Origin of the sequence: Parabacteroides sp. 20_3, assembly GCF_964238835.1 — a bacterium.
Classification (GTDB): Bacteria; Bacteroidota; Bacteroidia; order Bacteroidales; family Tannerellaceae; genus Parabacteroides; species Parabacteroides distasonis.
Map to the genome: position 1 here is coordinate 1 of NZ_CAXSNO010000029.1, position 612 is coordinate 612.

Consider the following 612-nt stretch of genomic DNA (forward strand, 5'->3'; position numbering starts at 1 on the left):
GGTTGGTGGAAGCAGATTACCATTCAGTAGATACCAGTTCTGAAAGATGTAAACAACTTGTTTCTTAGATAGCCTTATAAATATGCTACTACTTATTACAGTTCATTTGGAAATGTTATTCTCACTTTTATTCCTCCGCTTTTTCACTTGCTCCACTGCTTCAGATATGATTCCCTTGTTTTCAAAACGCTGCGTGTAATTGGTATAATCCGGGTGAATACGTTCGTAAGTTGGGTCAGTGAATAAGGGACTCGTAATAATGTGGTCCGCAGTCGAACGGTTACAGCAGAAAACAATATTTTCAACTCCAGCCAGTCTGGTCAATGCTTTCACATCCGTATCGTGCGGCTGTAGTGTCATCGGATCTGTAAAAAAGAACAGATAGTCTATTTCTCCTTCTACGATCCGCGAACCAATTTGCTGGTCACCTCCTAAAGGACCAGATTTCAGGATTGTGATATCCCATTTGATTTCAGGATGTTTTTCTTCAAGGGCTTTTTTAATTAGTGTACCGGTTGTACCCGTACAATAGAATTTATGTCCTATCAGACGTTCCGAGTTCCAGAGAACCCACTCTATCATGTCTTTTTTCATTGCATCGTGTGCAACAAG

The 612-nt window shown here is 40.4% G+C and carries 1 protein-coding gene; it reads right to left on the reverse strand.

Features of this window, described 5'->3' with window-relative positions; translation table 11 throughout:
* Window positions 1-102 precede the first annotated feature (102 nt).
* Window positions 103-612: methylglyoxal synthase (locus ACESPU_RS21710; RefSeq protein ID WP_272706088.1), on the reverse strand; the 510-nt coding region annotated here is incomplete at its 5' end.